The following is a 20,791-nucleotide window of genomic DNA, read 5'->3' on the forward strand; positions in this document are numbered from 1 at the left end:
CTTCCGCGGGCGGCCGCCACGCCACCCTCGCCCCGGAAGGCCGAAGATGACCTCGACGTCCGCCGAGTCCGTCGCCACCCCTGTCATATCCCCGGTCCTCGCCGAGGTCGTACGTTCCGGCTTCGTCGAGGGCCGTCACAGGGGAAGCCTGGTGCTGCTCGCGGCGGACGGCAGCGTGGAGCTCGCGATGGGGGACGTGGCGGCGCCGGTCTTCCCGAGGTCCGCCAACAAGCCGATGCAGGCGGCAGCGGTGCTGCGGGCGGGGCTCGACCTGTCGGGCGAGCGCCTCGCGCTGACCGCGGCGAGCCACTCCGGGGAGGGGTTCCACCGGGACCTCGTCCACAAGATGCTGGCCGAGCACGGTCTGGCGCCGACGGATCTGCAGTGCCCGCCCGACCTCCCGCTCGACGCGGTCGAGGCCGAGACGTATCTGGCGACGGGTGCCGTTCGTGACCGGGTGACGATGAACTGCTCCGGCAAGCACGCCTCGATGCTGGCCGTGTGCGAGCTCAACGGCTGGCCCACGGATTCCTACCTGGACCCGGGGCACCCCCTCCAGCAGCTGATCCTTCAGGTGGTCGAGGAAGCGGCGGGGGAGCGGGTGGCGGCCGTCGGCACGGACGGCTGCGGCGCCCCCCTGATGGCGATCTCCCTGACCGGCCTGGCCCGCGCCTTCCGCCACTTCGTCCTCGCTCCCGAGGGCACGGCGGAGCGCCGCGTCGCGGACGCGATGCGGGCCCACCCGGAGTACGTGGCCGGCACGCGCCGCCCCGACACCTGGCTCATGCGGGAGATCCCGGGCGTCCTCTCCAAGATGGGCGCCGAGGCGGTCCAGGCGTTCGCGCTGCCGGACGGCCGTGCTCTCGCCTTCAAGGTGGACGACGGAGGCCTACGGGCCCTTGGCCCGATCCTGGCCCGCGCGCTGCGCCTGGCGGGCGTGGAGGAGGACGTACTGACGCGAGTCGGCCGTGCGCCCCTGCTGGGCGGCGCGGTCGAGGTGGGGGAGATCCGGGCGGCGTTCTAGGCCGCAGGCCCCTTCTCTTCCCCTTCTCTTCCCCGAAAAATCTGGATGCGGCGCCGGGCGGGGCGGCCCTAGCGTGGGGGGATGCATGATCTTGAGATCAGGGCCATCGCCGACGGTGAGCTGAGGGAGTGGATCCGGGCGGTCAACGCCGGGTTCCTGCGGCCGTTGGCGAAGGTCTCGGACGAGGTGGTCGCCAACCGCACTGCCGCCTTCGACTTCGGCCGCACGCAGGCCGCCTTCGACGGTGACCGCGTGGTCGCCACCTTCAGGTCGTTCGCCCAGCGGCTCACCGCGGTGGGCGGCGCCTCCGTGCCCGCCGACGCCATCGCGAACGTCACCGTCTCCCCGACCCATCGCCGCCGGGGGCTCCTCAGTCGCATGATGTCCGCCGATCTCACCGCGGCCAAGGAGCGCGGTGACGTGGTCGCCACGTTGATCGCCGCCGAGTATCCGATCTACGGGCGGTACGGCTTCGGGCCCGCCACCAGCGCCGCCGAGTGGACCATCGACGTACCGCGGGCCGGGCTCGATCCCCGCTGGGCGGGTCCGGACGGCGGCGCCCGTGTCGACCTCGTGGACGGCGACACCGTACGCAAGGAAGGCCCGCCCCTGCACGAGCGGCTGCGCGCCCGCCGGCACGGCGTCATCGACCGCGACGAACGCTGGTGGCTGGAGAACACCGGGCAGCTCGTGACCCCGGAGAACCCGTGGACCGAGCCCTTCCACGCGCTCTACCGCTCCCCGTCCGGCGAGACCGAAGGCCTGGTCACGTACGTCACGGAGGACAGCTGGAGCGACGGCGGCCAGCCGCGGAACACCGCGACCGTGCAGCGGCTGATCGCCACCACTCCCGCGGCCGAACGCGCCCTGTGGCACTACGTCTGCTCGATCGACTGGGTCAGTGTCGTCAAGTCGGGCAGCCGCGCCCCCGACGACCTGCTCCCGCTCTTCCTGCCCGATTCGCGCGCGGCGCACCTCAGCAGGCAGTCGGACTGGCTCTGGGTACGGATCCTGGATGTCGTACGGGCCCTTCAAGCGCGTACGTACGAGGCTTCGGCGTCCCTCGTCCTGGAGATCGGCGACCGTGCGGGTCTCGCCGGTGGGCGCTTCCGGGTCGATGCCTCCCCGGGCGGTGCACTGTGCGCGCCGACCGCGGACCCGGCGGAACTCTCCCTTGATGTGGGGGAGTTGGGGACGCTATGGCTCGGTGACGAGTCGGCGGTGCGGCTTGCGGAGGCCGGACGGGTGACGGAGGAGCGAGAGGGCGCCGCCGCTGTGGCCGACGCCCTCTTCCGTACGTCCCGGCGCCCGTGGTGCCCGGACGGATTCTGAACTGTTCGTGCGGTGGGCTTCTGTCCGCGCGATGCGCTTCTGCCCACGCGACGCGCTGATGGCTGACCGGACTCCCGGCTCCCCTCCGGATGGGAACCCGGTCAGCCGGCTCTGTCAGCCCGACTGGGCGAGCAGCAGGACGAGGAGCGCAGCCCCGACGCCGCTGATTTTGGTGTTCTTGGCCTTGATGCCCACGGTCAGCAGGACGAAGGCGACGATGCCCAACGGTCCGTACTTCCACTGGATGAGCTGCTCGAATCCGATGGCGAGGGCGGCGATGACGATGGCGATGAGCGGCATGACGTTCCCCCTTTCGGAACGGGGCATGCGGACCCCGTCCCATCCGGTCGGCGGCCATCCGATGGCGGACTACTGGCAGCCAACCCCTTGGGGTTCCTGCCAGGTTGCCTAAGTTGGCCACCAACTTCACCTGAGTTATCTCCGCGCTGGCTCGATTCATAACCACCTTCCGAGCAACTCCCCAAAGATGGCGCGAAGTTGTACTGTTTGGTTGTGAGCCCGGAACCTGCGCCTGTCAACGGGATGAAGAGGCCACCTAGGACGCACCACGAGGTGGCCGACGAACTGCGCGACCGGATCAGGTCCGGAGCGCTGCGGCCGGGCCAGCGCATGCCGACCCAGGCCGAGCTCGCCGACGAGTTCGGCGTCGAGCGCGGCACGATACGCGAGGCGCTGCGCACCCTGCGGGCCGAGAGCCTGCTGGCGAACGTGTCCAAGGGGAGCCCGGCCACGGTCGCCATCACCTCGAAGCAGGTGCTTGCCGGTCCCGGTGGCGTGAAGCCGCAGCCCACCATGGTCGGCCTCGCCCCGCGCATCGCGGCGGCGTTCGAGGCCCCTCATGTCGAGATCGACGCGCTCTGTCTGACCTCCATCTCGCTCACGATGGCGATCGGGGAACCGCTCCGTCAGATTCACGCCGGACAGCGGAAACCGGCCAAGGTCGACGTCCGGGTGCTGTTGCCGAGCCGCAACATCGACCTCGCCTTTCCGGCGCCGGTGGACAGCGGGGGCGACGAGAGCGGGCAGGTGCACAGGCACTGGCTCGACCAGCGGAACGCGCAGGGGCAGGTGCTCCGCCACAACCTGCTGGCGCTGCGGGCCTCGCACGGCATGGACGTACAGGTCTCGTTCCGCGCGCTGCCGTTCACGCCGCCGGTGAAGCTGTATCTCCTCAACGGCTCAGAGGCGCTGTTCGCGTACTACACGCTGACCAAGCAGAGTGAAGAGATCGACCACGAGTACTTGGAGATGTACGACGCCCAAGGCGCGCAGTCGATGCTCTTCCCCTTCCATCAGGGTGATGGCCTGCGGGACACGACGTTCGTGGAACAGTCCCATCTGTGGTTCAACGCGCTCTGGGGCACGATCAGCCAGGATCTGGAACTGGCGCGCGGTTAGGGCTCTGGCTCAGAGGGCGGGTCCGGTCACCGTCAGCGCGAGGACGACGGCTCCGATGGAGCTGCAGGTGGGGCTCTTCGCCTTGATTCCGACGGTCAGGAGCAGCAGCCCGGCGATGCCGACGGACCCGTACTTCCACTGCACGAACTGCTCGAAGGTGACGGCGAACGCTGCTGCGAGGAGGGCGAGGACGGCCATGATGGTTCCCCCTTCTGCCATCTCGGGTGAGTTGGCAACCAACTTTACTTGAGTTGTCCCCACTTGGTCCCACTACATAAACAACTTCAAGACAACTGCCCCGAGATGGCGCGGAGTTGTATCGTCTGGTCGTGACCCAGGAGAACGTTGCAGTGAACGGCAGCAGAAAACTCACTCCCCAGGACATCGCAGACACACTCCGCGACCGCATCCGCTCCGGCGACCTCAAACCGGGTGACCGCCTCCCCACCCAAGCGGTGCTCGCGGAGGAGTTCGGTGTGGAACGCGGAACGGTGCGCCAGGCGCTGAGGACACTGCAGGACGACGGACTACTGGCCAACGTGAGCAAGGGCAGCCCCCCACGCATCGCGGCGGAGCCGCCGGGTCCGACATCGGCCGGAGTGGAGCCCCAGGCCTCGATGGTGGGTCTGGCGCCACGGCTGGCCGACGCGTTCTCGGAGTCTCAGGTGCGGATCGATGTGGTGTCGTACACGGCGGAGACGCTGATCCTGGCGCTCGGTGATCCCCTGCGGCGCATCCACGAGGGCCTCATCCGCCCCGACTCGATCAACGTTCGCATCCTGCTGCCCAGCAGCGACATCAACCTCGCTTTCCCCAGGCCGGTCAACGGCCAGGGCGACGCGGACGGCAGGGTCCACCAGCGCTGGCTGGCACTGCGCAACACCCAGGGGCAGGTGCTGCGCCACAACCTGCGCGCGCTGCGGGCGTCGCACGGCATCGACGTGGACGTCTCGTTCCGTGCGCTGCCGTTCACGCCACCGGTGAAGCTGTACCTCCTGAACCAGCGGGAGGCGCTCCTCGCCTACTACACGATCGAGCGCAGCATGCTGGACTTCGGCAGCGCGGAGATGGAGGCGTTCGATGTCTCCGGACTGAGGTCGCCCCTGTTCTCCTTCGCGAAGAGCGCGGCCCCGCGGGACGCCGCGTTCGTGGACGAGTCCCAGAAATGGTTCGACGCGCTCTGGGCAACCATCGCGACGGAGCTGACACTCTCTTAGTGACTCCTGATACGACACAGACCGAGCGGATGGCAGAAGAGACCGAAAAGCTGCGGGAACTGATCGAACGCGCCCGCTCCGTACTCTTCGACTTCGACGGGCCCATCTGCCGGCTGTTCGCCGGGTACTCGGCCGAGCGGATCGCGAGCGATCAGGTCCGCTGGCTGGAGAGGAGAGGGCTGCGCGGGCTGCTGACCGACGAGGAGCGTGAGCAGCCCGATCCGCATGCCGTCCTGCGTGCGGTCGACCGCAGGCGCCCCGGCAGCGATCTGGTGGCCGAGCTGGAGGAACGGCTCACGCATCAGGAGCTGACGGCGGTCGCCTCGGCACTGCCCACCCAGTACGCGGACCCCCTGATCATGACGTGGCACGCCATGGGCTCGCGCCTGGCAATCACCACGAACAACTCCCCGCGCGCGGTGACCAGTTACCTCGAAGGCCGCCACCTGATCCAGTGCTTCACCCCGTACGTCTACGGCCGCACGCAGGACCTCCACCTCCTCAAGCCGAATCCCCACTGCCTCAACCGCGCCCTCAGCGCGATGGGGGCACAACCCTCGACCACGCTGATGATCGGCGACGCCCCCACGGACTACCAGGCGGCGGAGGAGGCAGGGGTGGACTTCCTGGGCTACGCCCGTAACGAGCGGAAGGAAAAGCTCCTGAAGGACGCGGGTGCGGCTCTTGTGGTGAGCTCGCTGGAGCCGGTGCTGAAGGTGTTGCGAAGTCAGGCCTGAGCCATGAGCAGCAAGAAGATCACCGCCGAGAACGACAGACACGTCTTGTCCTGCGCCTTTCAGCCCGAGGCCGAGCAGGACCAGGGCGAGAAGCCCCAGCCGGCGAAGCGGTGAACTTTCCCTTCAATTGGACTGGTACCCGCTCAACAGCCTGCTCCCCACGCAGCGTGAACTGGCGCGCGAGTTCGACGTCTCCAGGGACACCATTCAGCGTGTGCTGAGGGAACTCATCAGCGAGGGCCTCGTGCGTTCCAGGCAGGGGAGCGGGACGCGGGTGGCGAAGGCTCAGCCGGCTCACGTGAGTTCCGGCGGACAGCCAGGGAGCGGCACGGGCCGGGTCTCGCTCGGGCCGATCATCGGAGCGGCGTTCGCGGCCCCACACGTCACCCTGGACGTCTACACCCTGACCTCGGAATCGCTGGACGCCCACATTCGCGTGCAGGCGGAACGTATACGTGTCCGAGACATCGCACCGGAGCGCATAACGGTCCGCATACTGCTGCCCTCCGAGGACCTCGACCTCCCGTATCCCCGAGCCAAGGACGACCCGGCTGACCCGCGTCCGCAGCAGCGCCTGCGGGACATCACGCGCCGGCACACGGTGTCCCTGCGCAACGCGCTGCGGGACCTGCACACCGAGGGGCTGGTGGCGGAGGTGAGCGTGGAGGTACGCCACGTACCGCTGACACCTACGTTCAAGCTCTACCTCCTCAACGGCGCCGAGGCCCTGCACGGCCCGTACGAGGTGATCGAGCGCCGCATCCAACTGGACGACGGCGAGGAGTTCGACGCCTTGGACGTGCTCGGCCTCGGAGCGGCCCTCACGCACTTCGTGCGGGACGTGGAACCGGAATCGCAGGGGACCCGCTTCCTGAACAACATGCAGGACTGGTTCGAGTCCTGCTGGAGGCTCCTCGCGAACGTGAACGACGGGACGTGAACGAGGCGCTTCTCGAACGCTGTGGCTCCGGTAGTAGCACTTACCTGGCACGTACCTCATTAGGAGTCCCATACGTCGCCGGCGCTCCCGAGCGCCACTATGCTCGCATCACTTTCGCCATCCTCGCGTGACTATTCAGGAGCGGCCCGGCATGTCACCTCCGCCCAGGTCCCCGTTGCTGGAGCACGCGGAGGAGGCAGGCGCGGACGACGCCGACGATCCGTATGGTCGGTTCGTCGACCACGCCCTGCGGCACGGGGATATGAGCGGGGGCCACCACAACCAGAACTACGTGCTTCCGCTGACGGCTTCCATGGCCGGGCTGGTCGGGCGGGAGCCCGGGGAGCCCGTCACCGTACGGATGCGAAGGCAGGACGCGCTGCCGGTCGTCATCCGGACCTGGCAGGACGAGTCGCAGATCCTGCGCGCTATCAAGGGGGTGCTGCCCCACGTACCCGAGTGCCTGGCCAAACGCGATGACTCCGCGGTGCACAGCTATGTGGAGGGTGTGCCCTTCTCCACCATCTGCCAGAACGGCAAGCCGGTCGACTCGCTACTGATCAAGGCGCTGGCGACACTGCTCGCGCAGATGACCCAGGTCCGCCGTGAAGCACTGCCCCCGCTGCCGGAGAGCTGGCCCCGCACCGACAGAGGCAGCAGGTTCTTCCTGCAGATGCTTGCGCGTCTCGCGGAGCGTCAGATCCGGCAGCCCAATTGGGCTGAGTTCGGTGGGCTGTTCGCGGCCCTGGGTATCCCCGAGGACGCCTTGCTCAGGCTGGCGGAACGCGTGCCCAACATGACCCGCCGCCCCTACAGTCTGCTCCACACGGATCTGCACCGCGACAACGTGATCTTCTCCTATGCCGGTGCTCCACCGCTGACCTGCGTGGACTGGGAACTCGCCACCTATGGCGACCCGCTGCACGACCTGGCCACCCATCTGATCCGCATGAAGTACCCGGACGATCAGTGGGAAGAGGTGATCGGTGCCTGGGAGGAGGAGATGCATCGCCTCAGACCCGCGGCGGTCAACGGACTGTCCCGGGACCTGGACCACTACGTTGCCTTTGAGTACGCCCAATCCGTCTACCCGGACGTCATGCGCGCCGCCAAGTCGTTGGGCGGCTCGCCTGACCAGAAGAGCCTCGACACAGCGACCCAGGCTGTGCGCAAGGCATTGAGAGCCGCTGCTGTTCCGCTACAGCTGCCGGGAGTACCGGACGAGGAAGAGATTCAGCGGGTCCTGTTCCGCTGGTGGGCATCCCGGATCGGTGGACGGGCCGAGGGGATCCGGCGGCTGACGCCGATCGCCTGGGAGCCGAGCCGGCGAGTGCCGGAGCACCCTGCGTTCCCCCGGTCCGCTGTGCTCGAAGCGCTGATCGCCGAGGGCGCCGCCCCGGCCTCGCGGGTCTTCAAGGGCACGGCTCACCTCAACACCGTGGTCAGGGTTGACGGGATCGAATTCCCGGTCGTGGTGCGGCGCAAGCTGAGTTCGGCCGAGCGCCGCGAACGCAGCATTCTGAGTGAGCACGCGGTGCTGAGGGCCATTGAGGAATCGGGCGAGCCGGTGCGGGCACCCCGCGTGCTGGCTCTGGGAGCGAGCCACCTGAGGGATGAATTCGCCATCCATTCCTACGAAGGGCCAGGTGTCGGAGACCTGCCCCCGGAACATCCCGTGGACGGCCTGCGCCCCGCCGAGGCAGATCACCTGGTCGACCAGCTCGGTGCGCTGGCCCGCATCGACACCCAGCAGCTGGATCCCACGGTCAGCGAGATGGACTTCTACCCATGGCTTTGCGATGAACTGACCCGGCTGGTCGGGGATCTGCCCAGAGAATCCCAGAAGCTGGCCAGAGAGCTCGGCCTGCCGGACAGCTTCCGATTGCGGGAGCTCTTGAGCCGTCACCGGCTGACGAAGCGCCGACCGTCTCTGCTGCACGGCGACCTCAACCCCTGGAATCTCGTACGCGACGTAAGCAGCGGTGGACTCACCGTCATCGACTGGGAGATGGCGATGATCGGCGACCCGCTGTACGACCTGGTCCGCCACATGCATCTCACGCCGGTCCGCCCCGAGATCAGGCACCGCATGTTCCGACGCTGGTTGCGCCTCCTTCCGGCGGAGTGCACGCGTGGATGGGAGGGCGAGTGGTCGGTCTACCGCTGGATCGAGGGGGTTCGGTCCGCCTACGTGGACCTTGACCGTCTGGTCACCGGCACAGGCCTGGACGCCCCCAACGTGCAGCGCGCCGTGGACTCGTACGCGATGACTCTGGCCGCGGCGACGGCATCTCTGGGGCTCCGGCCCAGCAAGACGGCGAATCCCTACCTTGCCCGAGCGCTCCCGCACGGTCAGCATGGAGCGATGAGGGCGATGCCGTAGAGGCATGCTCGGGGGAGGGCTCTCGTGCCAGGGACAGTGAACGGGGCTGCGCGCAGAGGCGTGGGCGGATTCCTGCGACGATACCGAGCCCGGTATGAAGCGGCGGCCACGCGTGTCCTGTTGCTCGGCATCTTCGTGACCGGTTTGATCGCGCAATTCGTGAAGCCGGTCGGAGACGCTCTGGAGGGCCAGGCGTTCCTGGGGGGAGCGCTGCTCAGCCTGGTCGGGTATGTGCTCTACGACGCTGTCCAGGAGCTCGCCGGCTCGGCCCGGCCGCCCGACCGCAGCCTGGTCAACTCCCGTGACCTGGCGGGCCTGGTGGGCGAGGCCTTCCACGCCAAAAAGGTGGAGATCTGTTTCCTCGGCTATACGGGCGAGACGCTCTACAACGAGCTCTATCACCGGCTCGAGAGCCTCCAGGACGACCCGGGGCCGACAAAACGAGTGTCGATCAGGATGTTGATACCGGACTTCGGCCGGAAGATGACGGTGCCCTCGCTTGTCGGCCCGGACGGGAGGCCCGTCGACTATCCCGAGTTTCGGGCGCGGCTCGAGGCCAAGTGCCGGGAGTACGACCAGATCCTCTCCCGGCTCGCTGACCTGCTGACCGCTGACGGCAGGGTGACGGTGCAGTGCGAGTACCGGCTGTACAACGGGGACCCTCGGGACAAGGTCTGCATCTTCAACAAGGAACTGGTGCTGTGCGGCCTCTATGACGTGGTCGCCACCATGTCCCTGCTGGATCCGGACTGCGAGGTCTACGACCCCAAGGGCTACAACACGGACCTCGCCGTACGCTCCCGCAAGGAGGGGACAGCAGCTGCTGAGACGGCTGTGGCGACGCAGATCAGTCACTTCGAGGGAGTGTGGCGTCTGGCGGCCACGCCGTCGTGGCGTCCGTGAGCCGACCGGGCACCTTGCGGTTCACGCCGTCCGCCTCCCGAAAAGCACCCCCGAAGCCCCCACCGAAGCCGCCAGGATTCCTGTGCACCAGGCCAGTGCCACCCATGGCGTGGAGCCCACCGGCTGGTTGAGGAGCAGGCCCCGCAGGGAATCGATCACGTGGGTCATCGGCTGGTTGTCGGCGAAGGGCTGGAGCCAGTCGGGCATCGAGGACGTGAGGACGAAGGCGCTGCTCGGGTAGGGGAGGAAGCTCACGAAGAACGTGAAGCCGCCTGCCGCCTCGGGGGACTTGGCCAGCAGGCCCACCGTTGCCGAGAGCCAGGACAGGGCCAGGATGAAGACCAGGAGGATCGCGGTGGCCGCCAGCCAGCCGGCCAGGGTCGCCCTCGGGCGGAAACCGATCGTGAAGGCCAGGGCCAGGACCAGGGACGTCGCCATCAGGTTGCGGGCCACCGACGCGAAGACGTGACCCGTCAGGATCTGGGTGCCGCCGATGTCCAGCGAGCGGAAGCGGTCGATGATGCCGCCCTTCAGGTCCTCCGTCACCGCGATCGCCGTGTTCGACGAGCCGAAGCCCGCGCAGAGGAGCAGGACGCCGGGCACCACGTACGTGACGTACATCCGGGTGTCCGTCTTGATCGAGCCGCCGAAGAAGTAGACGAATATCAGCAGGATCATCACCGGGAGCGCCATGGAGGTGATCAGGGCGTCCACGTTGCGGCGGCTGATGCGGATCGCTCGGCCGGTCATGATCAGGGCTTCAGACATGGGTCAGTCCCAGAGTGTTCGGCGGGCGGGATCGGTCCGCGTGAGCGTCCGACGGGCGGGTGAGGGCCAGGAAGACGTCGTCGAGCGTCGCCGTGCGGAGCGTGAACGTCGCGAAATCCGTGCGGCCCGGGTCCAGTTCGTCCAGCAGGGCGCGTACGTCTACTGCCGTGCCGTCCGTCGGGAAGCCCAGCGTCAGGGTTTCGGGGGCGTGGTGCGTGGCCCGCTCGGTCAGGCGCAGGTAGGCCTCCTGGGTGGTGAGCGTCGCCTCCAGGCGGTGGCCCGAGACCAGGGACTTGAGGGCCGACGGTGAGCCCTCCGCCGCGATCGTCCCCTCGTGCAACACCGCGATGTGGTCCGCCAGCCGGTCCGCCTCCTCCAGGTACTGCGTCGTCAGGAAGACCGTCGTCCCTTGTGCGGTGAGCTCGCGGACCACCTCCCACATCTCCCGGCGGCTGCGCGGGTCCAGGCCCGTCGTCGGCTCGTCCAGGAAGATGATCTCGGGCTCGCCCACCAGGCCCGCCGCCAGGTCCACCCGGCGGCGCATGCCTCCGGAGTACGTGCGGACCAAGCGGTCGGCCGCTTCCGTGAGGTCGAAGCGGGCCAGCAGCTCGGCGGCCCGCGTACGGGACGCGGGGCGGGACAGACCCGTGAGCCGCGCCATCATCCGGAGGTTCTCCGCGCCGGTCTGCGTCTCGTCGACCGCCGCGAACTGGCCGGTGAGGCTGATCGCGCGGCGGACTTCGCGACGCCCCGTACGGATGTCATGGCCGGCGACCCGGGCCGTGCCCGCATCGGGCGTGGTCAGCGTGGTGAGGATCCGCACGGCCGTCGTCTTTCCGGCGCCGTTCGCACCCAGGAGGGCGAAGACGGTGCCGGGCGGCACGTGGAGGTCGATGCCGCGGAGTACGGGGACGGCGCGGCGGGTGCCGATTCCGTAGGTCTTGGTGAGGGATGTCGCCTCGATGGCCGGGGCTCGCGTGGGTGGCATGAGGTGGGTTCTCGGTTCTCTCGGTCGGGTGAGTGGGTGGGGCCCTCTGCTCTGGCCGCGCCTCAATCTATTGCGTATGGTCTACGCATTACTGAGTAAGGGTTACGCAGAACTACGATGTGCGTCAAGAGGGGGCGTTCGAGGAGAGGGAGGCGGTGCGGCTCATGGCGGCGGACGGTGACGGCGCGCAGGACCAGGGAACGGGGCTTTCCGTGAGCCTCGAAACCGCCTGGGGGCTGCGCGAGCGCCCGTCGAAAGGACCCAGGCCCGGCCTGAGTCTCGAACGCATCGTCGACGCGGGCATCGCCATCGCGGCGGCGGAGGGCATCGGCGCTGTCTCCATGGGGCGGGTCGCCAAGGCGCTCGGCGTCTCGACGATGTCCCTCTACCGGTACGTCTCCGCCAGGGACGAGCTGTACGTCCTGATGCAGGACGCGGCGACCGGGGCCCCGCCCGAGATGCCCGCCGGCATCACGGGGTGGCGGGAGCGGCTGGAGTGGTGGGCGCGGGCCCAGCGCGAGGTCTTCCGGCGCAACCTGTGGCTCGTGCGCGTCCCCGTCACCTCACCTCCCGCCTCGCCGCACTCCTTGGAGTGGATGGAGCAGGGGCTCGCGGCACTCGACGGCAGCGGGATCGACGAGGGCTGGAAGCTCTCCGTCCTCATGCTGGTGGGCGGGTTCGTGCGCAACGAGGTCGCTCTCATGGCCGATCTGGACGCGGCCATGCGGGCGGGGGGCCAAGACCCCGACGAGGCGATGCGGAGGTACGCGCGCACGGTCGACGCCCTGACCTCGACCGCCCCCGAGCGGTTCCCGGCGCTCCGGCGGATGCTCGCCGCGGGTGTCCTCGACGTCGCGGACGCCGAGGACACGGAGTTCGAGTTCGGGATCGGGCGGTTGCTCGACGGGGTGGCGGTGCTGGTGGGGGATCGGTGAGAGCGAGGCTGGTGGGGGATCGGTGAGTGCGGGGCGTGCGGTGGGAGCGGCGCGGGCCAGGCGTCTTTCGGGCGCCCTTCCGGCGTCTCTCGGACGCTTTTCAGGCGTACCGCGCCAACCCTGACCGCAGTTGCCCGAAGGCCCGGTTCGCCGCCACCACCGCGTCCGGCCACACCGCTTCCGCGCTCTCGCCCGCGTCGATGCGGTGCCAGTTCTCCAGGGCGAGGATGCGTTGTACGGCGATGATCTGGCCGGCGGCCAGGCGCGCGGCGAGTGCCTGGCCGTCTGGCGGCGTCTCGCCGAGGGGTTCACCGAGCGTCTCGCCGAGGGGCTCACCGACGGTCTCGCCCAATGCCTTGCCGAGCGCCCGCTCCGACCGCTCCTGATACGCGTACAGCCGCGCCACCAGCGACGGTGTTCCGTACAGCAGACGGTGGAAGGCCAGTACGTGGGCGTTGTCGCACAGGCCGGTCACCGGATCCCGGCGCTCCAGGCCGTCGAGGAAGTGACACTGCAAGGCGTCCAGGGGTGAGCGTTTCGCGGGGCGCTCGGTCACCACGCGTGCCGCCTCGTCCACATGGTCCGCGAAACGGTGGAGTACGAGGTCCTCCTTGGCCGGGAAGTACCGGAAGAGGGTCGGCTTCGAGATGTCGGCGGCCGCCGCCACCTCCGCGACCGGCACCTTCTCGAAGCCCTTCTCCAGGAAGAGCGCGATCGCCGCGTCGGAGACCGCTTGGTACATCCGCTGCCGCTTGCGCTCGCGGAGGCCGGGGGTGGCGGGGGCGCCGGGGGCCTGGGGGACGCCGGGGGTGCGGGGGGCGTCAGCGCCGGTGTCGGCGCCCGTGCCTGCGCCCGTCCCAGCGCTCGCGCTCGCGCCCGTGCCCGTGCCCGTGCCCGTGCCCGTGCGAATCGTAGGGCCCTCTGCGTCCGTCATGGCGGGAGCCTATCGCACCGCTGATGCACGGTAATGAATTTAACCCGGGCATGAATCCGGCTCAGGCCTGAATATTACTCGGCGACAAACGTAACTCGGTTACATTATTCTCGACCGTATGACGCGCCTCGACGAAGCCCTGGCCCATGAACGCCGCTACCACGACACCTGCCGCGCCGCCCTCACCGGCATGGTCGACGGCGCCGAGGAGCACGTCGTCAACGGAGCCGACGTCTCCGCGTCCGGCGCCGACGCCGAAGTACTCGGATACCAGTTCCGCAGCCACGCCAAAGCGATGCGCGAACTCCCCGAAGCCCCGCTCTTCTTCGGCCGTCTCGACTTCGCCGCCGATGGTCCCGTAGCCGACGAAGCCGGTGATCACCGCGGGCAGAGCTACCACATCGGCCGCCTCCGCATCACCGAACACCCCTCGGCGCCTCCCCTCGTGGTCGACTGGCGCGCCCCCGTGTCCCGCGCCTTCTACCAGGCGGGGGCCCGCGGCCCCCAAGGCGTCGCCGTCCGCCGCCGGTTCGGCTGGGCGCCCGGCAGCAAGGGCGACTCCGCCGACCTCACCGGCCTGGAGGACGAACCGCTGGCCGATCCCACCGCCAACACCCCGCCCGCGCCGAGCACCCCGCCCGCGCCCAACACCCCGCCCGCGCTGCCCCCGCAAGGCAGCCGCATCCTCACCGGGGAGATCGAGCGCCCCCGCGTCGGCCCCATGCGCGACATCGCCGCCACCATCCAGCCCGAGCAGGACGACCTCGTCCGCGGTGAGCTGACCGCATCCGTCTGCGTCCAGGGCGCCCCCGGCACCGGCAAGACGGCCGTCGGCCTGCACCGCGCCGCGTATCTCCTCTACACCCACCCGCAGCGCGTGCAGCGCGCCGGGCTGCTCATCCTCGGCCCCAACCGCACCTTCCTCCGCTACATCGCCGAGGTGCTCCCCTCCCTCGGCGAGACGGGCGTGCGTCAGTCCACCGTCGCGGACGAGATCGCCAGGGCCACCGCGCCCGTGCGCGCCAAGGACGACGAGGCCGCGGCGAGCGTCAAGCACGACGTCCGCATGGCGGAGGTCCTGCGCCGCGCGCTGTACTCGCGCATCACGCCGCCCACTCGCTCCATCGCGGTACCGGACGGTTCGTACACCTGGCGGGTCGCGCTCGACGACCTGGAGCGGATCATCGCCGACGTGCGTGCCGATGAGCCCCCCTATGCCGTCGGTCGCGAGCGCGTGCGCACGCGTGCCGTCCGGCACATCCAGGAGCAGGCCGAGCGCCGCGCGGGCGCCGTGAACAACGCCTGGCTGCAGAAGATCTCCCGCGCCCGCCCGGTCTCCGCCTTCGTCGACGAGGCCTGGCCCAAGGCCGGACCGGAGGAGGTGCTCGCGGCCTTGCTCGCCGACCCGGGAGCGCTCGCAGCCGCGGCCGACGGCATCCTCGACGCCGCCGAGCAGCGGGCGATCCGCTGGGCCAAGCCCCCGCGCTCGTACAAGTCGGCGAAGTGGTCCGCCGCCGATCTCGTCCTGCTCGACGAGATCGCCGGGCTGCTCGAACGGCCCGGCGGGTACGGCCACATCGTCGTCGACGAGGCGCAGGACCTCTCCCCGATGGAGGCCCGCGTGATCGCCCGCCGCGCAGGTTTCGGCTCGCTCACCGTCCTCGGCGACCTCGCCCAGGGCACCACCCCCTGGGCGGCCCGCGGGTGGCCCGAGCTCCTCGCCCACCTCGGCAAACCCGACGCTACCGTCACCCCTCTGACCACCGGCTTCCGTGTCCCGAAGGCGGTCGTGGGGCTCGCCAACCGCGTCCTCGCCTCGCTCGACGTCGACGTACCGCCCGCGCGATCGCTGCGTACGGACGGCGAGTTGAGCATCCGGGAGGTCCGGGACGTCGGCGCCGCCACCGTCGACGCGGTGCGTGCCGCGCTGGCCCGTGAGGGCTCGGTCGGCGTCATCGCCGCCGACGCCGAGACCGCGCGGCTGCGTGCGGCCCTCACCGCCGCCGGCGTCGACAGCGCGGGCCCGGACGACCTGGGCGCGCGCGTGACGGTACTGCCCGCGTCCATGGCGAAGGGCCTGGAGTACGACCATGTCGTGGTGGTCGAGCCCGCCGCCATCGCGGAGGCGGAACAACGCGGACCCAGCCGCCTCTACGTGGCCCTGACCAGGGCGGTGTCCCGGCTCGACGTGCTGCACAGCAGGCCGCTGCCGTGGGAGGAGTGATCCGCCGACGAGGCGCGTGAAGTCGCCGTTCACGCTCTTCACGCTGATCATGCTATTCATGCTGTTGCGGTTATATAGCCGTCGGGTTATGTTCGGAGTGTGCCCATACCGTTCGATGTCCTCGCCGAGCCCAGCCGCCGCAAGATCCTCGACCTGCTGCTCGAACGCCCGCACCTGGTCGGTGAGATCACCGAGCGGCTCGGTCTGAGCCAGCCCGGCACGTCGAAGCACCTGCGGGTCCTGCGCGACGCGGGTCTCGTGCGGGTGCGGCAGGACGCGCAGCGCCGCTGGTACGAGCTGCGGCCGGAGCCCCTCGCCGAGCTCGACGCATGGCTCGCGCACTACCGGCACCTCTGGACGGGCAGGCTCGACGCCCTCGAACGGCACCTCGACGTCATGGACGGTGACCCCTCATGAACCCGCACTCCGACACCCTCGGCCCCGACGAGGAGGGCGACCGCAGCGTCCTGCGGATGGAGCGCCGCCTCGCGCACCCGCCCACCAAGGTCTGGGCCGCGATCACCCGCCCCGAGCACCTCGCCCAGTGGTTCCCCTCCGAGGTGACGTTGGAGCTGCGGCCCGGCGGCGCGATGGGCTTCCACTTTCCCGGCGACGAGGGCCCCGGCATGACCGGCGAGGTCACCGACGTGGACGAGCCCCGCCTCTTCGCCTTCAGCTGGGGCGACGACCATCTGCGCTGGGAGATCACGCCGGACGGTCCCGACGGCCGTGGCTCGCTCCTCACCCTCGTCCACACCTTCGGCGACCGCTTCGGCGCCCCGAGCTTCGCCGCGGGCTGGCAGCTGTGCGTCTCGGCGCTCGGCCAGTTCCTCGACGGCGGAAAGGCCGAGGTCAGCCGGGACGTGGGCGAGCTGCACGAGGCGTACCTGGAGCAGTTCGACCTGGGGCACGGACAGGTCACCGGCGACGGCATCCGCTTCGAGCGGCAGCTGGTGCGGTCCGCCGACGCGGTGTGGGCCGAACTCTGCGCGGGCGAGGTCCCGTTGGAGGGCGACACCGCGCCGGACGGCTTCCTGGCGGACGGCGTCTCCGCGGGCCCGGTCACGGCGCTGCGGGCGCCGGAGTTTCTTACGTACGCCGTGTATCCCAAGGGTGAGGTGCGCTGGGAGTTCGGCGAGGGCACGGGTTACGGCACCCGGCTCGTCCTCACGCAGACCGGCCCCTTCGACAGTGCCGGCGGTGCGGCGGCCACGGACGAGGCGCTCGCCGCCTGGCACGCCCGCATCGAACGGCTGGCGGGCAGGCTTCTGGAGGGCTGACACCGACCGCAGCGGGGGCGGCGCTCAGTCGTCAAGGACCGCTTCCATGACCGCCTTCGCGATCGGCGCCCCGAGCTTGCCGCCCGCGATCTCCGAGCGCGGGATGTTCATGTCCTTCGGGTCGACGAACACCGCGACCGCGACCGGCGACGAACCGTCGTCCTGCTTGGCGTATGAGACGAACCAGGCGTAGGGCCGCTCGTCGTTGACGTCCGAGCCGTGCTGGGCGGTGCCGGTCTTGCCGCCGACCGTGACGCCGTCGATCCGCGCCTTGTTGGCCGTGCCCTTCTCGACGGTGTGCTCCATCATCTCCTGCACCTTGCCCGCGGTGTCCTCGGAGACGGCCTGGGAGAGTTCCTGCGGCTTGCCCTTCTCGATCGTCGAGAGGTCCGGACCGCGCAACTCCTCCACCATGTACGGCTTCATCACCTTGCCGTCGTTGGCGAGGCCCGCCGCGACCATCGCCATCTGCAGCGGCGTACTGGTCAGGCTGCCCTGGCCCATGCCGGTCAGGGCGGTCTGCGGCTTGTCGAGGCCGTCCGGATAGCTGCTCGCGGACGAGCGCACGGGGACGAACTGCTCCTTGTTGAAGCCGAACTTCTCCGCCGTCTCGCGCATGTCGTCGTCGCCGACCTTGAGCGCGGTGTCCAGGAAGACGTTGTTGCACGACCACTGCATGCCGACCTTCAACGAGGCCTTGTCACAGGGGGCGCCCGGCACGTCGTTGCCGATCGTCGTCGAGCTGAGCGGCAGCTTGTAGGGGGCCTTGGCGTCGGTGCGGTCGTCGATGTCGTCGATCACGCCGTGCTCCAAGGCGGCCGCCGCAGTGAGGATCTTGAAGGTCGATCCGGGCGGATAGATCTCGCGCAGCGCCCGGTTGGACAGCGGCTTGTCCTTGTCCTTGCTGAGCCGCGTGAACTCCTTGCCCTCCTTCTGCGAGATCCCCGCGAAGACGGAGGGGTCGTACGAGGGGGTGCTGGCCATCGCGAGCACCTTCCCGGAGCGCGGGTCGAGCGCGACGACCGCGCCCCGGGCGTCGAGGTCCACCAGGCCCTGGTAGGCGGCCTTCTGGGCCTTGGGGTCGATCGTCGTGATGACGTCGCCGCCCTTGCGCTTCTCGCCGGTCAGCATGTCCAGGGTGCGGCGGATGAAGAGGCGGTCGTCGTCGCCGCTGAGCACGTCGTTCTCGACACCCTCCAGGAAGGTCGCGCCCTGGGCCTGCGAGAAGTAGCCGGTGACCGGCGCGTACATGGGGCCTTCCTTGAAGACCCGCTGGTACTTGAAGTCGGTGCCGCTGACTTCCTTCGAGCCGGTGATCGGCTTGCCGCCGACGATGATGTCACCGCGGGGGTGGGAGAAGGCCTCGATCTGTACGCGCCGGTTCTTGTCGTGCTTCGCCAGCGACTCGCCCTCGGCGAACTGCACCCAGGTCGCGCGCAGGAGCAGGGCGAGCGTCAGCACCCCGCAGAAGACGGCTATGCGACGCAGCGGCTTGTTCATCCGGTCCCCCCAAGACCCGTGACACCATGACACCGGGTTGTGATGAAGCTTCATCATGCGCCCGGAGTCGCGGATCTCCTGCCTGTTGTTGCCGAATGGTCACACTTGCATCGTGTCCCGCCGGCCCTCCCGCAGAACCTCGATCACGCTCGCATAGCTGTCCAAGCCGTGCCCGGCGGCACTCGCCCGCTCCATGGTGGCCTTCAGGAGTTCCGGCAGCGCGTTGTCGACACCGCGGTCGGCCGCCGCGTGGATGAGATGTCCGATCGCCGTGATCTGTACGTCGACGGTGGCGTCGTCGCCCGGATAGTGCCCGGCGTCCACCTGGGTCGCGTAGGTGTCGAGGAACCCGGCGACGGCGTGCCGCATCCAGCGGATGGCGACGGGCGTGAAGTCGGTTGCTTTGGTGCCGTCGGACTTGGTCGTGTCCGCGCCGACCAGGGCCGTGCCGTGCAGCCAGCCCGTGAACGTGGACCACATCAGGCCGAGCAGGGCGACGTCGTAGAGCGAGGCGCGGCCCGGTTCCGCGCCCAGGTACAGGGGGTCGCCAAGGGCGGCCAGAGTGGCGCGGTGCGCGTCGAACACCTCGGCCGAGCCGCTGTAGAGGAACATCATCTCCGGGTTCCCGACCCCCGGCGGCGTGGTCATGATCGCCCCGTCGAGATAGCCGAGCCCCAGGGACTCGGCCCACTTCGCCGCCTCGTCGGCCTGCTCCGGAGAGCCGGAGGCGACGTTGACCAGAGCTTTTCCGGCGAGGTTCTCGGCGGCGGGGTCCAGGACGGCGTGCAGGGCGCCGTAGTCGAGAACGCAGGCCAGGACCAACGGGCTCGCGGCGACGGCCTCTTCGGGGGTGGCGGCGAGGCGGGCGCCCCGCGCGACGAGGAGCTCGGCCTTGGCGGGGGAGCGGTTCCAGACGGTGGTGGGGTGGCCGTGCTCCAGGAGGGTGGCGGCGAGGGCGGCACCCATGTTGCCCAGGCCGATGACGGTGACGGGGGTCTTGTTCCCTGCGCTGATGCTGCCTGCGTCGGTGTTCTCTGCGTACGTGGTGCTTGCGTCGGTGTTCTCTGCGTTCATGCGGACCACGCTCGCAGCGGGCGGCGGCGCCGGACAGTGACAGGGGTGACGGCGGCCACCAAATTCCTGCCACACCCTGGCGCGGCTTCGTTGCGGCCTAGTCTCACCGTATGAGCGCTGGTTCCGTGGCCCTGGTCGTGACCGAGGAGATAGCGATCCCGTCATGGGATCTGTACGAACTGAGCATTCCCTGCACGGTGTTCGGCAAGCCGCAGCCGGATCTGTCGGACCACTGGTACGACTTCCGGCTGTGCAGCGCGTACGGGGGTGATGGCGCGTACGGGGATGACGGCGCGGGCGTGGCGGACACCGGCCTGACGGTGCGTACCCCGTACGGCCTCGATGACATCGTCGGGGCGGACACGGTCATCGTCACGTCGGTGCCGGACGCCTGCGTGGAGGAGGGCCGCCCGCTGCCGGACGGCCTGACCGCGGCGCTGCGTCGCGCGTACGACGGGGGTGCCCGCATGGTCTCCCTGTGCACCGGCGCCTTCGCGCTCGCCGAGGCGGGGCTGCTCGACGGCCGCCGGGCCACCGCGCACTGGATGCACACCGCCCAACTCGCGGCCCGCTACCCGAAGGTGGAGGTCGACGACTCCGTCCTCTACGTGGACGACGGTGACGTCCTGACCAGCGCGGGCGTCAGCGCGGGCCTCGACCTGTGCCTGCATCTGGTCCGCCGCGACCTGGGCGCGCACGTAGCCAACCAACTGGCCCGCCGCATGGTCGTACCCGCGCACCGCCCGGGCGGCCAGGCCCAGTTCATCGACCTCTCCGTGCCCGCGACGGACGACGAGGGCCTCGGCCCCGTCCTGGACTGGGCGCGCGCCCGCCTCGACCGCCCCCTGACGGTCGACGACCTGGCGCGGCGCGCGGCGATGAGCCCGCGCACCCTCTACCGCCGACTCCAGGCGGCCACCGGCACGACCCCGCTCCAGTGGCTGCTCAACCAGCGCCTGGCCCGCGCCCAGAGTCTTCTCGAATCGACCGCCGCCCCGATCGACAAGATCGCCGAACTGAGCGGCCTCGGCACGGCGAACAACCTCCGCCACCACTTCCTCAAGCAGGTGGGGGTCTCACCGGGGGACTACCGGCGGGCCTTCGGGGCGGGCGCGGCCAACCGTTAAGGTCTG

General features: G+C 69.6%; 20 protein-coding genes. 13 read left to right on the forward strand and 7 right to left on the reverse strand.

Annotation, left to right across the window (positions count from 1 at the left end):
* Positions 1 to 46: 46 nt before the first annotated feature.
* Together AB0I94_RS29895 and AB0I94_RS29900 are read left to right on the forward strand one after the other, a co-directional pair.
* The gene (locus tag AB0I94_RS29895; RefSeq protein ID WP_363312809.1) at positions 47 to 1,024 is read left to right on the forward strand and encodes an asparaginase; all 978 of its coding nucleotides are present in this window, start codon (positions 47 to 49) and stop codon (positions 1,022 to 1,024) included.
* Between the two features lie 81 nt (positions 1,025 to 1,105).
* Positions 1,106 to 2,356, forward strand: coding sequence for a GNAT family N-acetyltransferase (locus AB0I94_RS29900; RefSeq protein WP_363312810.1), 1,251 nt, complete (start codon positions 1,106 to 1,108; stop codon positions 2,354 to 2,356).
* Positions 2,357 to 2,470: 114 nt separating this feature from the next.
* On the opposite strand, the gene AB0I94_RS29905 is transcribed toward AB0I94_RS29900, so the two are convergent.
* Positions 2,471 to 2,656 (reverse strand): hypothetical protein, encoded by a 186-nt coding sequence (locus AB0I94_RS29905; RefSeq protein WP_363312811.1) that lies wholly within the window; start codon positions 2,654 to 2,656, stop codon positions 2,471 to 2,473.
* A gap of 243 nt (positions 2,657 to 2,899) precedes the next feature.
* On the opposite strand from AB0I94_RS29905, the gene AB0I94_RS29910 reads away from it, so the two are divergent.
* On the forward strand, positions 2,900 to 3,775 hold the full coding sequence (locus AB0I94_RS29910) for a GntR family transcriptional regulator (RefSeq protein WP_363312812.1): 876 nt from the start codon (positions 2,900 to 2,902) through the stop codon (positions 3,773 to 3,775).
* Positions 3,776 to 3,784: 9 nt separating this feature from the next.
* On the opposite strand, the gene AB0I94_RS29915 is transcribed toward AB0I94_RS29910, so the two are convergent.
* The gene (locus AB0I94_RS29915; protein ID WP_363312813.1) at positions 3,785 to 3,973 is read right to left on the reverse strand and encodes a hypothetical protein; all 189 of its coding nucleotides are present in this window, start codon (positions 3,971 to 3,973) and stop codon (positions 3,785 to 3,787) included.
* Positions 3,974 to 4,098: 125 nt separating this feature from the next.
* Between AB0I94_RS29915 and AB0I94_RS29920 the strand changes: the two genes are divergently transcribed.
* From AB0I94_RS29920 to AB0I94_RS29940, 5 genes are all read left to right on the forward strand, one after another.
* Positions 4,099 to 4,992 carry a winged helix-turn-helix domain-containing protein gene (locus AB0I94_RS29920; RefSeq protein ID WP_363312918.1) on the forward strand — a complete coding sequence of 298 codons (894 nt, stop codon included), beginning with the start codon at positions 4,099 to 4,101 and terminating at the stop codon, positions 4,990 to 4,992.
* Complete coding sequence (locus AB0I94_RS29925; protein ID WP_363312814.1) at positions 4,941 to 5,729, forward strand: HAD-IA family hydrolase; 789 nt, start codon at positions 4,941 to 4,943, stop codon at positions 5,727 to 5,729. The genes AB0I94_RS29920 and AB0I94_RS29925 overlap by 52 nt, the downstream gene beginning before the upstream one ends.
* Before the next feature lie 127 nt (positions 5,730 to 5,856).
* On the forward strand, positions 5,857 to 6,669 hold the full coding sequence (locus AB0I94_RS29930) for a winged helix-turn-helix domain-containing protein (RefSeq protein WP_363312815.1): 813 nt from the start codon (positions 5,857 to 5,859) through the stop codon (positions 6,667 to 6,669).
* Between the two features lie 262 nt (positions 6,670 to 6,931).
* Positions 6,932 to 9,052 carry an aminoglycoside phosphotransferase family protein gene (locus tag AB0I94_RS29935; RefSeq protein ID WP_363312919.1) on the forward strand — a complete coding sequence of 707 codons (2,121 nt, stop codon included), beginning with the start codon at positions 6,932 to 6,934 and terminating at the stop codon, positions 9,050 to 9,052.
* Between the two features lie 135 nt (positions 9,053 to 9,187).
* Positions 9,188 to 9,955, forward strand: a complete 768-nt coding sequence (locus tag AB0I94_RS29940; RefSeq protein WP_363312816.1) for a hypothetical protein — start codon at positions 9,188 to 9,190, stop codon at positions 9,953 to 9,955.
* A 21-nt stretch (positions 9,956 to 9,976) separates the two neighbouring features.
* Here AB0I94_RS29940 and AB0I94_RS29945 read toward each other — a convergent pair whose 3' ends face one another.
* Together AB0I94_RS29945 and AB0I94_RS29950 are read right to left on the reverse strand one after the other, a co-directional pair.
* The gene (locus AB0I94_RS29945; protein WP_363312817.1) at positions 9,977 to 10,723 is read right to left on the reverse strand and encodes an ABC transporter permease; all 747 of its coding nucleotides are present in this window, start codon (positions 10,721 to 10,723) and stop codon (positions 9,977 to 9,979) included.
* Positions 10,716 to 11,711, reverse strand: coding sequence for an ATP-binding cassette domain-containing protein (locus AB0I94_RS29950; RefSeq protein WP_363312818.1), 996 nt, complete (start codon positions 11,709 to 11,711; stop codon positions 10,716 to 10,718). Before AB0I94_RS29950 ends, AB0I94_RS29945 begins: the two co-directional genes overlap by 8 nt.
* Positions 11,712 to 11,875: 164 nt before the next feature.
* Here AB0I94_RS29950 and AB0I94_RS29955 point away from each other — a divergent pair, with 164 nt between their 5' ends.
* The gene (locus AB0I94_RS29955; RefSeq protein ID WP_363312920.1) at positions 11,876 to 12,646 is read left to right on the forward strand and encodes a TetR/AcrR family transcriptional regulator C-terminal domain-containing protein; all 771 of its coding nucleotides are present in this window, start codon (positions 11,876 to 11,878) and stop codon (positions 12,644 to 12,646) included.
* 100 nt (positions 12,647 to 12,746) lie between these two features.
* On the opposite strand, the gene AB0I94_RS29960 is transcribed toward AB0I94_RS29955, so the two are convergent.
* Positions 12,747 to 13,388 carry a helix-turn-helix domain-containing protein gene (locus AB0I94_RS29960; RefSeq protein ID WP_363312921.1) on the reverse strand — a complete coding sequence of 214 codons (642 nt, stop codon included), beginning with the start codon at positions 13,386 to 13,388 and terminating at the stop codon, positions 12,747 to 12,749.
* Positions 13,389 to 13,698: 310 nt separating this feature from the next.
* On the opposite strand from AB0I94_RS29960, the gene AB0I94_RS29965 reads away from it, so the two are divergent.
* From AB0I94_RS29965 to AB0I94_RS29975, 3 genes are all read left to right on the forward strand, one after another.
* A complete protein-coding gene (locus tag AB0I94_RS29965; protein ID WP_363312819.1) occupies positions 13,699 to 15,804 on the forward strand; it encodes an AAA family ATPase in 2,106 nt (701 codons plus the stop codon).
* A 99-nt stretch (positions 15,805 to 15,903) separates the two neighbouring features.
* Positions 15,904 to 16,221 carry a metalloregulator ArsR/SmtB family transcription factor gene (locus tag AB0I94_RS29970; RefSeq protein ID WP_363312820.1) on the forward strand — a complete coding sequence of 106 codons (318 nt, stop codon included), beginning with the start codon at positions 15,904 to 15,906 and terminating at the stop codon, positions 16,219 to 16,221.
* A complete protein-coding gene (locus AB0I94_RS29975; RefSeq protein ID WP_363312821.1) occupies positions 16,218 to 17,084 on the forward strand; it encodes an SRPBCC family protein in 867 nt (288 codons plus the stop codon). Before AB0I94_RS29970 ends, AB0I94_RS29975 begins: the two co-directional genes overlap by 4 nt.
* Positions 17,085 to 17,108: 24 nt before the next feature.
* Here AB0I94_RS29975 and AB0I94_RS29980 read toward each other — a convergent pair whose 3' ends face one another.
* Positions 17,109 to 18,584 (reverse strand): penicillin-binding protein 2, encoded by a 1,476-nt coding sequence (locus AB0I94_RS29980; protein WP_363312822.1) that lies wholly within the window; start codon positions 18,582 to 18,584, stop codon positions 17,109 to 17,111.
* A gap of 99 nt (positions 18,585 to 18,683) precedes the next feature.
* The gene (locus AB0I94_RS29985; protein ID WP_363312823.1) at positions 18,684 to 19,658 is read right to left on the reverse strand and encodes an NAD(P)-binding domain-containing protein; all 975 of its coding nucleotides are present in this window, start codon (positions 19,656 to 19,658) and stop codon (positions 18,684 to 18,686) included.
* Positions 19,659 to 19,768: 110 nt separating this feature from the next.
* On the opposite strand from AB0I94_RS29985, the gene AB0I94_RS29990 reads away from it, so the two are divergent.
* Positions 19,769 to 20,785, forward strand: a complete 1,017-nt coding sequence (locus AB0I94_RS29990) for a helix-turn-helix domain-containing protein (protein WP_363312824.1) — start codon at positions 19,769 to 19,771, stop codon at positions 20,783 to 20,785.
* Positions 20,786 to 20,791: the final 6 nt, after the last annotated feature.

Origin of the sequence: Streptomyces sp. NPDC050147 (assembly GCF_040660195.1) — a bacterium.
In the GTDB taxonomy this organism is placed as follows: Bacteria; Actinomycetota; Actinomycetes; order Streptomycetales; family Streptomycetaceae; genus Streptomyces.

Coding starts and splice junctions, on each gene's coding strand:
- AB0I94_RS29895 (WP_363312809.1), top strand. CDS start 47: ATGACCTCGACGTCCGCCGAGTCCGTCGCCACCCCTGTCATATCCCCG.
- AB0I94_RS29900 (WP_363312810.1), top strand. CDS start 1,106: ATGCATGATCTTGAGATCAGGGCCATCGCCGACGGTGAGCTGAGGGAG.
- AB0I94_RS29905 (WP_363312811.1), bottom strand. CDS start 2,656: ATGCCGCTCATCGCCATCGTCATCGCCGCCCTCGCCATCGGATTCGAG.
- AB0I94_RS29910 (WP_363312812.1), top strand. CDS start 2,900: ATGAAGAGGCCACCTAGGACGCACCACGAGGTGGCCGACGAACTGCGC.
- AB0I94_RS29915 (WP_363312813.1), bottom strand. CDS start 3,973: ATGGCCGTCCTCGCCCTCCTCGCAGCAGCGTTCGCCGTCACCTTCGAG.
- AB0I94_RS29925 (WP_363312814.1), top strand. CDS start 4,941: ATGGTTCGACGCGCTCTGGGCAACCATCGCGACGGAGCTGACACTCTC.
- AB0I94_RS29935 (WP_363312919.1), top strand. CDS start 6,932: ATGAGCGGGGGCCACCACAACCAGAACTACGTGCTTCCGCTGACGGCT.
- AB0I94_RS29945 (WP_363312817.1), bottom strand. CDS start 10,723: ATGTCTGAAGCCCTGATCATGACCGGCCGAGCGATCCGCATCAGCCGC.
- AB0I94_RS29950 (WP_363312818.1), bottom strand. CDS start 11,711: ATGCCACCCACGCGAGCCCCGGCCATCGAGGCGACATCCCTCACCAAG.
- AB0I94_RS29955 (WP_363312920.1), top strand. CDS start 11,876: ATGGCGGCGGACGGTGACGGCGCGCAGGACCAGGGAACGGGGCTTTCC.
- AB0I94_RS29960 (WP_363312921.1), bottom strand. CDS start 13,388: ATGTACCAAGCGGTCTCCGACGCGGCGATCGCGCTCTTCCTGGAGAAG.
- AB0I94_RS29965 (WP_363312819.1), top strand. CDS start 13,699: ATGACGCGCCTCGACGAAGCCCTGGCCCATGAACGCCGCTACCACGAC.
- AB0I94_RS29975 (WP_363312821.1), top strand. CDS start 16,218: ATGAACCCGCACTCCGACACCCTCGGCCCCGACGAGGAGGGCGACCGC.
- AB0I94_RS29980 (WP_363312822.1), bottom strand. CDS start 18,584: ATGAACAAGCCGCTGCGTCGCATAGCCGTCTTCTGCGGGGTGCTGACG.
- AB0I94_RS29985 (WP_363312823.1), bottom strand. CDS start 19,658: ATGAACGCAGAGAACACCGACGCAAGCACCACGTACGCAGAGAACACC.
- AB0I94_RS29990 (WP_363312824.1), top strand. CDS start 19,769: ATGAGCGCTGGTTCCGTGGCCCTGGTCGTGACCGAGGAGATAGCGATC.